This is a genomic window from Methylobacterium longum (assembly GCF_022179385.1).
Lineage (GTDB): Bacteria > Pseudomonadota > Alphaproteobacteria > Rhizobiales > Beijerinckiaceae > Methylobacterium > Methylobacterium longum.
This window is the reverse complement of record NZ_BPQS01000048.1, coordinates 22,628-37,378: the sequence shown is the minus strand read 5'-3', so window position 1 is coordinate 37,378 and position 14,751 is coordinate 22,628. Positions and strand designations below refer to the sequence as shown.

The following is a 14,751-nucleotide window of genomic DNA, read 5'->3' as shown; positions in this document are numbered from 1 at the left end:
CACGTCGATGATCTCGTAGCGGGCCAGCAGGCCCCCGTCGGCGGTCGCGACCTCCGCGCCCGCCTGGATCGCGCTCGCCGTCGGACCCGCCGCCGGCAGGTACGTGCAGCCGCCGACGGAACCGGCCGCGAGAGCGGCGATCAGGGCGGCGCGCGACGTCTTACGCAGCATCACAGAGACTTCTCCTTGCCAGCGCCATGCCATCGCTGGCCCGGACCGGGACACTCGGTTTGACCGCTAAACGCTGCGATCGCTTTAACGGCCGCGCCGGACATGCGGCCATGACGCGCGCGGCCACGCTATCGGCCGGTAATGCGTCACCAGCGTGGCACGGCCACGCTTCCAGCGCGCAAGCTTGACCATATCACGTCCCGGCGGCGATGTCCGTAGGCGCGGTCGCGAGGGCTCCGCGCACGGCCAAACCCAGCGCGTCGGCGGCGAGGTCGACGCGCTGGGGCGGGACCTCCGTATGCCCGAAGCGGAACAGGGCGTAGTCGGTGGCGCGCTCCCCGAAGCCCGGCTTGCAGCTCGGGAGGGAGGGCGCGTGGTCGCCGAACACGCAGAGCGTGACGGTCTCGCCCCGCGCGCGCGCCAGGGCCTCCAGCTCCGCGGCCACGTTCTGAACCATCCGCCCGGTATGGGCGACGTGGTGGAGATACTGCGCCTCCGGATCGTCGATGCCGGGCAGCCGCCCGGGTTTCCAGGGGCCGTGGTTCTCCATGGTCACGCAGAATACGAGGAGCGGCCGGCGCCGGGCTCGCACCTCCGCGAGGAGCCGCTCGCCCAGGGCGACGTCCCCGACATACGGACCGACCCGCGGCGCGTCCGCGAAGGATTCCCCCATCACCAAGTCGGTGAAGCCGAAGGCTTCCATCACCTGAGCACGGCGGAAGAAATCCCGGTGGAACGGGTGCAGGAACAGGGTCTCGTAGCCGCGTGCGCGGGCGAGGCGGGCGAGGCTCGTCGGCTCGTCGCCGCTGCGGGCGGTGTACGGATCGTATCGTCCGAAGCCGAGGACGTCGGGGGGGCGGCCGGTGAGCACCGCGTGCTCGCTGCGCATCGTGTAGGCGCCGTGTGCCGGGACCCGCAGGCGGCCGTACTGGGCGGCCTGGGTCCTAAACAGCTCCATCGCGGGGAGCGGCGGCCCGCCCAGGCGCTCCGGGTCGATGAAGGACTCAAGCTGAATCACAACCACCACGTCGTCGCCCCGGCAGAGCGGCAGCACGGGTACCGCGGGCACCGGTTCGCTGCCCGCCATCGCCCGGGCGGTGTAGCCCAGCAGGCTCGCCGGCAGGCCGACCCGGGCCACGTCCCCCTCGAGGTCGGGCTGCGGGAACCAGCGGGCGATCAGGCGGACGAGCGGCGGACGTGGCGCGGCCCAGACCAGCAGCGCGAGTCCGAGCGGCAGGCCGATGACGGCCGCGAGGCCCGGAAGCGTCGCGGCGGGCAGCACGCTCGGTTCGGTCCGGTACCAGAGGATCGTCGCGGCGAGCGTCAGGATCGTGGGAACCGAGATCCGCGGATCCCACAGCGGCGGGATGTAGTAGAGCTGCGGATGCCGCGGCACCTGCGGCAAGAGGGCGAAATCGCTGAACAGCAGCGGCTCGCCGATCACCGAGCGCTTGGCGCGGCTGACGATGATGAGGATCGCCACCGTGGTCACGCAGGTCAGTCCGGCGAGCCAGGGACGCCACGAGAATTCGAACCAGAACAGCAGGATCAGCATGTAGCCGAGCAGCCGCAGAGCGAGATCCCGCGGTGCGAGGCGCGCCCTGGTAACGGAATCGCCCGCGAGGACCTCCAAGGCGAGGCAGAGGCCCAGCGCGATCACGGTGGCGGTGAGGAACGTCGTCAAGGCTCAAACACTCGGCATGGGACGGGCCTGCGCGCCGCCGCAATCCGGACCGGCGCGAAACAGCGCGCGGGAGCAAGGGCTTGCGGGCTGTTCCTGATCCGGCATGATCGGGATCGGCGCCCGGGCATGCGGCTGACGGAGGACTCTAGCAGCGCGGGCTATCGCTTTGGTGTCACATCAGGGTCGCGCGGGATCGGATTCGGCGTCGCATCGACGTTCTGCCCTGCGCCCGCGTCGCGGCCGATCCCCCGGCGGCTGCGCAGCGCCCGCACGACCGGATTGAGGAGCCCGTAGCGGGCGCGCATCGCCAGGTGGGCGATCGGATTGATGGAGAGCGCGCTCCGCGGGGCCGCCTCCCGGGCCGCGGTCAGGCGGTCGAGGAGCTGCTCCGGGCTGCAGGGCTTCATCGCCACGGGGTCGAGGTAGCGCGCGTAGAGGATCATGGCGCCGGCCACCAGTTCGTCAATGCTCAGCCTGCGGCCGCGGTCGGCTCCCGGCGCGAGATCCTCCGACAGGCCCCAGCCCGAGTAGAACGGCCGGCCATGTGTCGCCACGGTGAGGCCGCGGATCAGCGCCTCGAACCCTGCGAGCGACGTCATGGTCTCGACATGGTGCACCCGGTCGAGGAGGTCGACGATGCTGATGCCCGCCACGATCCGGTCGGCCAGCGTCAGGGCCTCGGCCTCCGGGATGATGCCGGGACGGAACCCCGCCTCCACGTCGGGATGGGGCTTGTAGAGCAGGACAGCGTCCGGGTTGCGCCGCCGCGCGGCCTCCAGGAGGGCCCGGTTCGAGCGGACCAGCGGGGAGCCGTGCCGCACCGAGGCGTCGTCCTCCACCTGGCCGGGGACCAGCACGATCCGGCGGCCCGCGGGCCAGTCCAGTGCGGCCGCGTCGAGGCCGACATTGTACTTGCTGAGGCGGCGCGCGACGACCTCCTCGCGCAGGCGCCGGGCCCGGGCGACGAGGTCGCGGGTGAAATCCGCCTCGGCGAGCAGCCGCTGCAGGCGGCTCTCCCGCCGCGGATCGTAGTAGATGCCGAGATCGTCCACCACGATCGAGGCGCCCGGCTGGAGGCTCGCGCCCAGACCCACCGAGCGCAGGAACCCGTCCTCCACCCGGGCGAGCGGCAGCCCGGCTTGCGCGCAGGCGTCCTCCAGCTGGCCCGGCGCCCGGGTCGCCCAGGCGAGGACGCGGCCGTGGTGGCGGCGCCCCGCGGCGACCGCGGCCTCGGCGGTCATGGTGTGAATCGGCGGCCCCGCCGGGCCGGCCCCGAGAACGTCGAGCGCCGGCCGCTTCCAACGGGACATCCCGACATAGATCACACGCCGGTCGTTCTCGGCGAAGCGGGCGCCGAGCCACGCGACGCGCTCCGCGCAGGCCGCGCGGTCGATCGGTGCCCGCGTCCAGGGATCGAGGTAGTGGACGCCGCCCTCCCCGCCGAGCGGCGCCCCGTCGAGGCTCAGCCGCAGGGACGCGAAACCGGTCTCCGGATTGTCGTAGGGGCTGAGCAGCGGCCCCGGTGCCACCGTGAGGCATCGCCGGCCGGCGAGCGCCAGGAGCCGCCCGGGCACGCCCCCCGTTCCCCAGATCGCGGCGGTCGCCCCGGGCCGCATCCGCCCGAAGGCGAAGCCGGTCGCGGCCTCGATCTCCGACCGGAGGCGGTGGATCGTTCGGCCGGTCGCGAACAGCGACGGGGTCGGATCAGGGGACATGGCGGGCAGGTCCGGCTCCGGTTCGGATGCGTGCTCGGCCCGCCTGTAGCGCATTTCCGGACGCGTGGGATGACTGGGTAACGCGGGGATAATCGGGGCCGGCGTCACGGGCGCCACGGACTGGAAAGGTTTTGGACATATCGTCGCCGTGATTGACCGCTCAATCCAGGCCGGAGCCGCAAAAGCGCGACCGTTGCAGACGGGTCACGCCGCCGCGGAAACCCGCGCTGCGGCGTGGGCTCGGATTGCGGCGCCGCCAGGCACCGTGCCACCTCAAGGAAATGCCGGTCTCATTTCGACCGGGTGCAGGTCAAGGACAGAAGCGCAGCGGAATGCAACAGCCCGCCCTCGACGTCCTCGGCGATCGCCCGGCGACCTTCCTGTTCCTGCAGGGCATCGCCACCCCGTTCTTCTCCGATCTCGGGACGGCTCTGCGCGCGCGGGGCCATCAGGTCCGCCGCATCAACCTGTGCCCCGGCGACTGGCTGTTCTGGAACGGCGACGCGGACAACTACCGCGGTCGCCGCGAGGCCTGGGGCGAGTACCTCGAGACCTACCTCACCCGCGAGGGCGTCACCGACATCGTGCTGTTCGGCGATTGCCGGCCGTTCCACAAGGCCGCTCGGATGATCGCCGAGTATCGCGGCCTGCGGGTGCACGTGTTCGAGGAGGGCTATATCCGTCCGAACTGGATCACCTGCGAACTGGGCGGCGTGAACGGCTTCTCGTCCCTGCCGCGCACGGCCGCCGAGATTCGCGCCCTGGCGCGGCGTCTGCCGCAACCCGGCCGGGCGATGCCCTCCACCGGCGACATGGCCCGCCGCAGCGTGTGGGACGTCGGCTACAATCTCGCCAACGTCCTGTTCCCGTATCTGTTTCCGCATTTCCGCAGCCACCGGCCGACCCACATCGCGGCTGAGTATGCCGGCTGGATCAAGAAGTTCACCCGCCGCGCCCATACCCGTCGCGAGGCGGCGCGCTGCGACGAGATCTACCGCGCCGTGGGCTGCGACTACTTCCTGCTGCCGCTCCAGCTCGACAGCGACTACCAGATCCGAGTCCATTCGCCGTTCCTCGGCGTCGAGGGCTTCATGGACCGGGTGATCAAGTCCTTCGCGGACGCCTCCTCGGCGCCGACGCGCCTGCTGGTGAAGCTGCACCCGCTCGACAGCGGCCTGATCAACTGGCGCAAATTCGCCCGCGCCTCGGCCCGGCGCCACGGCGTCAGCGACCGCCTCGACTTCATCGACGGCGGCGACCTGCCGGCCCTGATCAAGGGCGCCCGCGGCGTCGTCATCGTCAACTCGACGGTGGGGATGCTGTCGCTGGAGATGGGCCGTCCCACCCACGCGGTCGGAACGGCGATCTACAACATGGCCGGGCTGACCCATCAGGGCGACCTCGACGGCTTCTGGAAGACACCGACGCCGCCCGAGATGGACCTGATGGCCGATTTCCGCCGCGTGGTGCTGCACCGGACCCAGGTGAACGGCGGCTTCTTCTCCAAGGAGGCCATCGACCGGGCCGTGGCCGGGTCGGTGCCGCGGATGGAATCCGCCCTGCCCGACTCGATGCTCTCGGCGGCACGGGCGATTCGCGAGGCGGCCGAGCGGGACGGCGAACTCGCGCCGGTCTACTGAGGCGCCGTCTCACGGCGGTACCATTCTGGGCCCCGGACGCGGCTTTCGCCGCCGGTGAGCCCTCCCCGACCTTGATCTTCCCATGCCGGGGGGCGTAGCACCCGTTGCATGCCTCGCATTCTGATCACCGGCGCGTCGAGCGGCATCGGCGCGGCGCTCGCGCGCCACTACGCGCAGGCCGACACGAGCCTCATCCTCGTCGGCCGGAATCCCGAGCGCCTCGAAGCGGTGGCCCGGGACTGCCGGGCCAAGGGCGCCGCCGTCGAGGTGGCACGCCTCGACACCCGCGACCGGGATGCCACCGTGGCGCTGGTCCGCGGCTCCGACGCTGCCGCACCCATCGATCTCGTCGTCGCCAACGCGGCGGTGAACGGCGGCAACCAGGAAGGGCAGGTCGAGGCCGAGGACGTCGCCTTCGAGACCGCCGACATCAACTACACCGGCTCGCTCAACGTCATGCTGCCCGTCCTGACGCTGATGCTCCAGCGCGGCCGCGGCCAGATCGTGCTCGTGTCGTCGCTGGCCGCCTATGCCCCCCTCCAGGATGCGCCGGCCTATAGCGGCGCCAAGGCCGCCCTCGTCGCCCACGGCCTCGCCCTGCGCCAGAAGGTCGGGCCGCGCGGCGTGAAGGTGAACGTCGTGACTCCGGGCTACGTGAAGACCCCGATGGGCGGCGAGCTGAAGGGCTGGCGCCCGCTGGAGATCAGCGCCGAGGAAGCGGCCGTGCGCATCGCCAAGGGTATCGCGGCCAACCGCGACGTGATCGCGTTCCCCTACATCCTGACGGCGCTGGCCCGCACCGTGCTGCTCCTGCCGGAGAGCGTCCGCAAGGCCGGCCTCTACGCGTTCCGCTTCCAGCGGCGGACGCGGCGCTGATGGCGCGCCCCCGGATCGCGCTGTTCGTCCTGGAGGCCCTGCCGAACGCCCGCGTGGTGCGCCGCCTCGTCGCCGATCACCGGGCCGATATCGTGCTGGTCGGACTGTCGAACGCCGAGCGACCGTCGAGCGGCGGCCTGACCGGGCAGGTTCGGCGGCACCTTGCGCGCTCCGGTCCCGGCATCCTGCCCTACCTGGCGGTGAATTTCGGCCTGCCGGACCTGCTGCGCCCGCTCGCGCCGCTGACGCAGGCGGCCGCCGGCAGCACCGAGGTGCCGGAGGCCACCCCCCTGAAGACCCTGTGCCGCCGCCTCGGGATCCCGACCCTGACGGTGGACGACGTCAACGGTCCGGAAGTCGCCGAGCGCCTGCGCGCGACGGCGCCGGACCTGATCCTGACCTACCATTTCGACCAGATCCTCAAGGCCGAGACCATCGGGCTGGCGCGGCTCGGCGGGATCAACGGCCATCCCGGCCTGTTGCCGCGCCACCGCGGCCCGGTGCCGACGATCCACGCCCTGGCCGAGGGGCCGGGCAGCTTCGGCATGACCCTTCACAAACTGACCGCCACGATCGACACGGGGGCGATCCTGGCCCAGGAGGCCGTCCCGCTGCCCGCCGGCACCACCGCCACCCGGGCCGCCGTGGCGCTGCACGCGCACGGGCGCGGGATGCTGGATCGCCTGCTCGACGATATCGTCCGGTCCGGCACCCTGCCCGAGGGACGCTCCGAGGCGGTGCTGCCCTACTGCCCCTTCCCCGACCGGGCGATGCTGGCCGGCCTGCGCCGCCGCGGCTTGCGGCTGACCGACGGCCGGGATCTCCGGGAGGCGCTGAGCCTGTCCGGACGGGCGGCTTAACCCGGGATTAAGCCTGTCGGGTAAGAACCTGTTCAGATCTTCCCGCCGATCAGGCCCCGCACATGCCGGACACCAGCGCCCTCCACGCGGCCTCCGACGTCCTGGCCGCGGGCCGGCAGGTGCAGAGCGGGCGCATCCGCACGATCTCCGAGAACCTCGCCAACGTCGACTCGGCCGCGACGACGGCGGGCGGGGCGCCCTATGCCCGCAAGATCGCGGTGTTCGCGCCCGTGGTGCCCGACGACTCCCGCGACCCCGTGGGCCGGATCGTCCGCGACACGAGCGATTTCCGCAGGCGCTACGAACCCGGCCACGTCGCCGCCGATGCGCGGGGCTACGTGCGGCTGCCCAACGTGAACGCGACGATGGAATCCGCGGACCTGCAGCGGGTGATCCGGAGCTACGAGCTGAGCCTCAACGCGTCGACCGCGCTCAGCACCCTGACGCAGGCCACGATCAACCTGATCGGTTGAGCCGGGCGCGGCGCCGGCCATAGCCGGCGTAGAGGGCGAGGCCGATCGCGAGCCAGAGCGCGAGGCGGATCCAGGTGTCGGCCGGGAGCGAGGCCATCAACGTCGCGCAGGACAGGATCCCGAGGCTGGCCGTGAGCGTCGCCGCCGGGACGCGGAATGGCCGCGCCCGGTCCGGATCCGTCCGGCGCAGGATCAGCACCGTCGCGCAGACGAGGCTGAAGGCGAGCAGCGTGCCGATGCTGACGATTTCGCCGAGGATTCCGATGGGCACGAGCCCGGCCACCGCCGCCGTGAACAGCCCGATCACCACCTGGCTCGCCACGGGGACCCGCGACACCGGGTGGACCCGGCAGAAGACGTCCGGGAGGAGCCCGTCGCGGGCGATGGCGAAGAAGATCCGGCCCTGCCCGTAGAGTGCGGTCAGCGCCGAAGTCGTCAGGCCGATGAGCGCGCCCGCCTTGATCACCGTCGCGAAGCCCGGCAGGCCGATGGTGTCCACCGCCCGGGCCACCGGATCGGCGACGTCAAGGTCGCGGTAGGGGACGAGGCCGGTGAGCACGGCTGCCATCGCCACGTACAGGACCGTGGTGATCAGCAGCGAGCCGATGAGCCCCACCGGCGCGTCGCGCTGCGGCGCCCGGCACTCGCCCGCCGCGGTCGCCACGGTCTCGAAGCCCACGAAGGCGAAGAACACCACCGCGGCTCCGCGGAACACGCCGCTCCATCCGTAGGCGCCGAAGGATCCGGCGTTCTCCGGCACGAAGGGGCGCCAGAGTTCGGGCCGGAAATGCGCTGCGCCGACGCCCACGAAGGCCAGGATGATGGCGACCTTGCAGGCCACGAGGAGCCCGTTGATCAGGGCGGCCTCGCGGGTGGTGCGCGTCAGCAGGAGGGTCAGGGCCAGGATGATTCCGGCGGCCGGCAGGTTCACGAGGCCGCCGTCTCCGGGGGCGCCCGCGAGCTGCGGCGGCAGGTGCAGGCCGAATTCGGCGGCCAGCGACTGCGCGTAGCCGGACCAGCCGACCGCCACGGTCGCGGCCGCCATCGCGAATTCCAGCACGAGATCCCAGCCGATGATCCAGGCGGGAAGCCGGCCCAGGCTGGCGCGGGTGTAGGTGTAAGTGGACCCCGCCTCCGGGATCATGGCGGCCAGTTCGGCGTAGCACAGGCCGACGAGACCGCAGGCGATCCCGCCGATCACGAAGGAGAGGCTGAGCGCAGGGCCGGCATATTGCGCCGCCGCCGTGCCGGTGAGCACGAAGATGCCCGCGCCGATCGTGGCCCCGAGTCCGATGGCGACGAGGCCGGGGGCCGTGAGGTTTCGGGCGAGGCCGCGGTGCGGCGCGAGCGCGTCGCCGGCCGCCGTCGTCGCCGCGGGTTCCGCCATCGCCTCCGTTCTCCTTCGCGCGATCCGGCGCGTGCCCGGCGGTGCAGGTTCCGCGCCGGAAGTCCGGCGTCGGCAGACGATCCGCAGGCACTATGCGGCCGGCTGCGGCGCGGAGCAGCGGCACGGACTGGATCATCTCCGCCGGCCGGCGTCGAGTCGGGCTTCCGCCCACCGCCTCGCCCGGGGCTGGCATCTGCCGGGGTTTCGTGTATGGATCGCGCAGCCTCGACCCGGGTTACCGGGCGGGGCTTGAACCGCTTGGCGCTGTGACCGTGCTGGACGACATCCCGGCACCGGCCGAACGCCGAGCCCGCGCGCGCCTGGATTAGGGCGCCGCATCCGACCAGCACAACCCGAAAGGCATGCGATGTCGATCACGGCAGAGCGCAAGACCGCGCTCATCAAGGAACACCGCAAGGACGCCAAGGACACGGGATCCCCCGAGGTCCAGGTGGCAATCCTGACCGAGCGGATCACCAACCTCACCGGCCACTTCAAGACCCACGCCAAGGACAACCACTCCCGGCGCGGCCTCCTGAAACTGGTCTCGCAGCGCCGCTCGCTGCTCGACTACGTCAAGCGCAAGGATGAGGCCCGCTACCGCGCCCTCATCGAGCGTCTCGGCATCCGCCGCTAAGGCGCATTTCGCGCGGTTCCGGGCCCGGCCCGGGGCCGCGTTTCACGATTGCGGGCTGCCGGAATGGGTCCGGCCTCCCGACAAACGGGCCGCTTCGAGGCGTCGGCATCGGGGCAGGATCGCGAGACACTCCGCCAGCGGAGTGTCTCGCCGTCTTGCCCCCGGCCGGCGCCGGGCTTGGGCCCGCCGCAGGCAAGGAAGAGATTGAGAATGTTCGACGTTCAACGCGAAGAGCTGATGTGGGGCGACCGCAAGCTCGTCCTCGAGACCGGCAAGGTCGCCCGGCAGGCCGACGGCGCCGTGGTCGCCACCTACGGCGAGACCTCGGTGCTCGCCACCGTGGTCGCCACGAAGGAGCCGAAGCCCGGCATCGACTTCATGCCGCTCACCGTGAACTACCAGGAACGCGCCTACGCGGCCGGCCGCATCCCCGGCGGCTACTTCAAGCGCGAGGGCCGTCCCTCCGAGAAGGAGACCCTGGTCTCCCGCCTGATCGACCGCCCGATCCGCCCGCTCTTCGTCGGGGGCTGGCGCAACGACACCCAGGTCGTCGTCACGGTCCTGACCCACGACCTTGAGAACGATCCCGACATCGTCGCGATGGTCGCCGCTTCCGCCGCCCTCACCCTGTCGGGCGTGCCGTTCATGGGCCCGATCGGCGGCGCCCGGGTCGGCTACATCAACGGCGGCTACCGGCTGAACCCGCTGGTCACCGAGACCAAGGAAGAGTCGAGCCTCGACCTCGTCGTCGCCGGCACGCAGGACGCCGTCCTGATGGTCGAGTCGGAGGCCAAGGAGCTCTCCGAGGACGTGATGCTCGGCGCCGTTATGTTCGGCCACAAGCACTTCCAGCCGGTGATCGAGGCGATCATCCGTCTCGCCGAGAAGGCCGCCAAGGAGCCGCGCGACTTCAAGGCCCCCGAGAACGCCGACGTCGAGAAGGCCGTGCTGGAGGTCTGCGAGGCCGAGCTGCGCGCCGCCTACACCAAGACCGTCAAGCAGGAGCGCTACGCCGCCGTCGACGCCGTGAAGGCGAAGGTGATGGCCGCCCTCTGCCCCGAGGGCGCCGAGAAGCATCCGGCCGAGAAGGTCAAGGCCGCCTTCAAGGAAGCCCAGTCGAAGGTCGTGCGCTGGAACGTGCTCGACACCGGCGCGCGCATCGACGGCCGCGACCTGAAGACGGTCCGCCCGATCGTCTCCGAGGTCGGCGTTCTGCCGCGGGCCCACGGCTCGTCGCTGTTCACCCGCGGCGAGACCCAGGCCCTGGTGGTCGCCACCCTCGGCACCGGCGAGGACGAGCAGTTCATCGACTCGCTCGACGGCACCTACAAGGAGCGCTTCCTGCTCCACTACAACTTCCCTCCCTATTCCGTCGGCGAGACCGGCCGGATGGGCTCCCCGGGCCGTCGCGAGATCGGCCACGGCAAGCTGGCCTGGCGGGCGATCCGTCCGGTCCTGCCGCCGGCCCACGAGTTCCCCTACACGATCCGCGTCGTGTCGGAGATCACCGAGTCGAACGGCTCGTCCTCGATGGCCTCGGTCTGCGGCGGCTCGCTGTCGCTGATGGATGCCGGCGTGCCGCTGCGCCGCCCGGTGGCGGGCATCGCCATGGGCCTCATCCTCGAGGGTGAGCGCTTCGCGGTCCTGTCCGACATCCTGGGCGACGAGGATCACCTCGGCGACATGGACTTCAAGGTGGCCGGCACGGACGAGGGCGTGACCTCGCTCCAGATGGACATCAAGATCGCCGGCATCACCGAGGAGATCATGCGGGTCGCCCTCGACCAGGCGAAGGACGGGCGCGCCCACATCCTCGCCGAGATGGCCAAGGCCCTCACCGCTGCCCGTCCGGAGCTCGGCGAGTACGCGCCGCGCATCGAGACGATGCAGATCCCGACCGACAAGATCCGCGACGTGATCGGCACCGGCGGCAAGGTGATCCGCGAGATCGTCGAGAAGACCGGCGCCAAGATCAACATCGAGGATACCGGCATCGTCAAGATCGCCTCGGCCGACGGCAAGGCGATCAAGGCGGCCTACAACTGGATCCGCTCGATCGTGGCGGAGCCGGAAGTCGGCGTGATCTACGACGGCACGATCGTGAAGTGCATGGAGTTCGGCGCTTTCGTGAACTTCTTCGGGGCCAAGGACGGTCTCGTGCACATCTCGGAACTCGCCGCCCAGCGGGTCGCCAAGGTGCAGGACGTCGTCAAGGAAGGCGACAAGGTCAAGGTGAAGTTCCTCGGCCAGGACGACCGCGGCAAGATCCGCCTGTCCATGAAGGTGGTCGATCAGGAGACCGGCGAGGACATCACCGAGAAGGTGAAGTCCCAGCGCGACGCCGACCGGTCCGAGCGGGGCGACGAGCCCCGCGAGCCCCGCGAGGGTGGTCGCCATCGCGGCGAGCGCCGCCGCGAAGCCGGCGAGTAAACCGCGAACGGCCCGCGCCGGCTCCGGCCGGCGCGGGATCTCTCGAGCGGGCGCGGTCCTCAGGGGCCGCGCCTTTTTTGTTGGGTCGGCCGGGGCGGCCGGCCGGGAACGGGGCGTCGGATGCCGCGTTCCTCCGCGACTTCCAACCGGAGACCCTCATGGCCAACGATATGATGCACGACATCTTCAGCGGGCAGCCGAACCTGTCGACGACGGAGCGCGCCGTCTCGGTGGCGCTCGGCCTCGGCATCGCCGCCGCGGCGGCGCAGCCCCGCCCCAACAAGCTCCTGAGCCTGCTGGCGCTCGTCGTCGGCGTCGGCCTCGCGGTGCGCGGTGCCACCGGCCACTGCGCCGTGAAGGCCGCCTCCGAGCACCTCTGAGCTCCCGGGCTCACGCCCATGAAAAAAGGGGCGCCCCGCGGGGCGCCCCTCGTCGTTCCGGGTCCTCTTGGTCCGGTCAGTAGGTGGTGGTGCGGCGGCCGGCGATCAGGCCGTAGATGAACAGCACCACCACGGCACCCACGATGGCGCCGATGAAGCCCGCCCCCTGGTTGGGCCCGTACCAGCCGATCGCCTGGCCCAGGAAGGTCGCCACGAAGGCGCCGATGATGCCGAGGATCGTGGTCAGGATGAAGCCGGCGGGCTCGTTCGGGCCCGGCATGAGGAACTTGGCGATGACGCCGGCGAGGAACCCGATGATGATGGTCCAGAGGATACCCATGACAAACCCCTAAGCATGACTGGTCTATGGCGGCAGAACGCTTCGCAACCCGCGACGGTTGCCCGCACCCCTCGTGCCGACGACGATTTTCCTCACCTTCGTACGGCGGTTGCACGCGCGGCTCTTTACGGCCGGGCCGGTGCGGCGGCAGATACGCCGATTCCCCAGGGCGGTGGAGACAGGCATGGACATTCAGCGGATCGAGCCGGGCAAGCGGATGTCGCAGGCCGTGACCTTCGGCAATATGGTCTATCTCGCCGGGCAGGTCGCCTCCGACACGGTCGGCACCGGGGTGACGATCCAGACCCAGCTGATCCTGGCGGAGATCGACCGCCTGCTGGCGGCGGCCGGCAGCGACAAGGAACGCATCCTCTCGGCCACCGTGTACCTCGCCGACATCGCGACCTTCGCGGAGATGAACGCGGCCTGGGACGCCTGGGTCTCCCCGGAGAACCCCCCGGCCCGCGCCACCGTCGAAGCCAAGCTCGCCGCGCCCGAGTACCTCGTCGAGATCGTGGTCGTGGCCGCGAGGAGCCGGTGAACGGCCCTCGGCGCATCACCCTGGCGGCCGCCCTTCTGGCCGCCTCTCTGGTCGCCCTTCCCCTCGCGCAGCCGGCTCCGGCCGCCGAGGAGCGGGTCGTCAACATCTACAATTGGTCGGATTACATCGATCCGAAGATGCTCGACGCCTTCACCCGCGAGACCGGGATCAAGGTCGTCTACGACACCTACGACAACAACGAGATCCTGGAGACCAAGCTGCTGGCCGGGCGCTCCGGCTACGACATCGTCGTGCCGTCCGGGCCCTACCTGCAGCGGCTGATCCGGGCCGGGGCGTTCCTGCCCCTCGACAAGTCCCGGCTGAAGAACATCGGCAACCTCTGGCCCGACGTCACCAGTCGGCTGGCCATCTACGATCCCGGCAACACTTACGCCGTCGACTACATGTGGGGCACCACCGGAATCGGCTACAACGTCGCCGCCGTCCGCGAGCGGCTCGGTGCCAACGCCGCGATGAACACCTGGAACGTCCTGCTGAATCCCGCCTCGGCCAACAGACTGAAGGATTGCGGGATCATGATGCTCGACAGTCCCGAGGACCTGATCCCCAGCATGCTCCCGGCCTTCGGGGCCAAGGCCGATTCCAAGCGCTGGGATGACATGACCCTGGTGACGGACGCCCTCTACAAGGTCCGCGGCTCCGTGCGGAAGTTCCACTCGTCGGAGTACATCCAGGCGTTGGCCAACGGCGATATCTGCGTCGCGGTGGGCTATTCGGGCGACGTGATGCAGGCCAAGCGCCGCGCCGAGGAGGCCAAGAACGGGATCGAGATCGCCTACGTGGTGCCGAAGGAAGGCGCACTGATGTGGTTCGACACCTTCGCGATCCCGAAGGATGCCGCGCATCCCGCCGAGGCTCTCGCCTTCATCGACTACATGATGCGGCCCGAAGTGGCAGCGGCCAACACCAACTTCGTTTCCTACGCCAGCGGAAATCTCGCGGCGAAGAAGTTCGTGAAGCCCGAGATCCTGAGCAATCCAGGGATCTACCCGGACGAGGCGACGATGCAGCGCCTGTCCATCAACACGGCCTGGGACGACCGCACCCAGCGCTTCGTGACGCGGCTGTGGACCCGGGTCCGCAGCGGCCGCTGAGGTGGGACCCGGCGCCAGGCGCCGGGTCTGATGATCGCGGGAACTAGTGCTTCAGGTCGTCCGGGACCTTGCCACCGTTCTCGGCGAGCTTCTGCATCACCTGCTTGTGCAGCCAGATGTTCATGCTGGCGGAATCTTCCTTGTCGCCGGTGTAGTGCAGCTCGTCGGCGAGCTGCTTGCGCGAGGCGAGGCCGGAATCGAGGCCGAGCAGCTTCATCAGGTCCACGATCGAGTGACGCCAGTCGAGCGTCTGCGGGTTCTTCTCGGCGAGGCCGGTGAGAACGGCCGCGACATCGACCGGCTCGCCGCTGCCCGAGCTGCCGGGGGTCGAGGGGGTGCTCGACGTGGCCGGACCGCCGGAACCGGCCGTTGGCGCGGGTGCGGCGTCCGCGGTTCCACCGCCGAACGGGTGGAGGATCTTGCCGACGATGCTGCCGAGGAGGCTCATGGCTCCGCTCCGATGTTCGAGGCCCAGCATCCGTGCCGGGCGGGCTGACAACAG

At 70.6% G+C, this 14,751-nt stretch carries 14 protein-coding genes and 1 pseudogene; 9 read left to right on the top strand and 6 right to left on the bottom strand.

The window, feature by feature from the left end:
• From MFF58_RS32755 to MFF58_RS25655, 3 genes and pseudogenes are all read right to left on the bottom strand, one after another.
• A pseudogene (locus tag MFF58_RS32755) lies at nucleotides 1-171 on the bottom strand (polysaccharide biosynthesis/export family protein); the annotation flags it as partial.
• 193 nt (nucleotides 172-364) lie between these two features.
• A complete protein-coding gene (locus MFF58_RS25660) occupies nucleotides 365-1,855 on the bottom strand; it encodes an LTA synthase family protein (protein ID WP_238292016.1) in 1,491 nt (496 codons plus the stop codon).
• Between the two features lie 158 nt (nucleotides 1,856-2,013).
• Entirely contained in the window at nucleotides 2,014-3,570 is a 1,557-nt protein-coding gene (locus tag MFF58_RS25655) for a capsular polysaccharide export protein, LipB/KpsS family (RefSeq protein ID WP_238292013.1), read from the bottom strand.
• Nucleotides 3,571-3,902: 332 nt separating this feature from the next.
• Here MFF58_RS25655 and MFF58_RS25650 point away from each other — a divergent pair, with 332 nt between their 5' ends.
• The 4 genes from MFF58_RS25650 to MFF58_RS25635 all read left to right on the top strand — a co-directional run bounded on the left by MFF58_RS25650 (nucleotide 3,903) and on the right by MFF58_RS25635 (nucleotide 7,419).
• Entirely contained in the window at nucleotides 3,903-5,210 is a 1,308-nt protein-coding gene (locus MFF58_RS25650; RefSeq protein WP_238292012.1) for a capsule polysaccharide biogenesis protein, read from the top strand.
• Between the two features lie 108 nt (nucleotides 5,211-5,318).
• A complete protein-coding gene (locus tag MFF58_RS25645; RefSeq protein ID WP_238292010.1) occupies nucleotides 5,319-6,086 on the top strand; it encodes an SDR family NAD(P)-dependent oxidoreductase in 768 nt (255 codons plus the stop codon).
• Entirely contained in the window at nucleotides 6,086-6,946 is an 861-nt protein-coding gene (locus tag MFF58_RS25640; protein ID WP_238292007.1) for a formyltransferase family protein, read from the top strand. Before MFF58_RS25645 ends, MFF58_RS25640 begins: the two co-directional genes overlap by 1 nt.
• Nucleotides 6,947-7,008: 62 nt before the next feature.
• Complete coding sequence (locus MFF58_RS25635) at nucleotides 7,009-7,419, top strand: flagellar basal body rod protein FlgC (RefSeq protein ID WP_238292006.1); 411 nt, start codon at nucleotides 7,009-7,011, stop codon at nucleotides 7,417-7,419.
• On the opposite strand, the gene MFF58_RS25630 is transcribed toward MFF58_RS25635, so the two are convergent.
• Nucleotides 7,403-8,806, bottom strand: coding sequence for an amino acid permease (locus tag MFF58_RS25630; protein ID WP_238292003.1), 1,404 nt, complete (start codon nucleotides 8,804-8,806; stop codon nucleotides 7,403-7,405). The two genes, MFF58_RS25635 and MFF58_RS25630, sit on opposite strands and share 17 nt — an antisense overlap.
• Before the next feature lie 367 nt (nucleotides 8,807-9,173).
• Between MFF58_RS25630 and rpsO the strand changes: the two genes are divergently transcribed.
• From rpsO to MFF58_RS25615, 3 genes are all read left to right on the top strand, one after another.
• Nucleotides 9,174-9,443, top strand: coding sequence for a 30S ribosomal protein S15 (gene rpsO, locus MFF58_RS25625; RefSeq protein ID WP_010685305.1), 270 nt, complete (start codon nucleotides 9,174-9,176; stop codon nucleotides 9,441-9,443).
• A 210-nt stretch (nucleotides 9,444-9,653) separates the two neighbouring features.
• Nucleotides 9,654-11,873, top strand: a complete 2,220-nt coding sequence (gene pnp, locus MFF58_RS25620; RefSeq protein ID WP_238292001.1) for a polyribonucleotide nucleotidyltransferase — start codon at nucleotides 9,654-9,656, stop codon at nucleotides 11,871-11,873.
• 158 nt (nucleotides 11,874-12,031) lie between these two features.
• Nucleotides 12,032-12,253 carry a YgaP-like transmembrane domain gene (locus MFF58_RS25615; RefSeq protein WP_020093742.1) on the top strand — a complete coding sequence of 74 codons (222 nt, stop codon included), beginning with the start codon at nucleotides 12,032-12,034 and terminating at the stop codon, nucleotides 12,251-12,253.
• Between the two features lie 76 nt (nucleotides 12,254-12,329).
• Here the strand turns inward: MFF58_RS25615 and MFF58_RS25610 are convergent, their stop codons facing one another.
• Entirely contained in the window at nucleotides 12,330-12,593 is a 264-nt protein-coding gene (locus MFF58_RS25610; protein ID WP_238291999.1) for a GlsB/YeaQ/YmgE family stress response membrane protein, read from the bottom strand.
• 184 nt (nucleotides 12,594-12,777) lie between these two features.
• Between MFF58_RS25610 and MFF58_RS25605 the strand changes: the two genes are divergently transcribed.
• The gene (locus MFF58_RS25605) at nucleotides 12,778-13,134 is read left to right on the top strand and encodes a RidA family protein (RefSeq protein ID WP_238291997.1); all 357 of its coding nucleotides are present in this window, start codon (nucleotides 12,778-12,780) and stop codon (nucleotides 13,132-13,134) included.
• A 20-nt stretch (nucleotides 13,135-13,154) separates the two neighbouring features.
• Nucleotides 13,155-14,249, top strand: coding sequence for a polyamine ABC transporter substrate-binding protein (locus MFF58_RS25600; RefSeq protein WP_373323387.1), 1,095 nt, complete (start codon nucleotides 13,155-13,157; stop codon nucleotides 14,247-14,249).
• 43 nt (nucleotides 14,250-14,292) lie between these two features.
• Here the strand turns inward: MFF58_RS25600 and MFF58_RS25595 are convergent, their stop codons facing one another.
• The gene (locus tag MFF58_RS25595; protein WP_238291995.1) at nucleotides 14,293-14,697 is read right to left on the bottom strand and encodes a DUF3597 domain-containing protein; all 405 of its coding nucleotides are present in this window, start codon (nucleotides 14,695-14,697) and stop codon (nucleotides 14,293-14,295) included.
• Nucleotides 14,698-14,751: the final 54 nt, after the last annotated feature.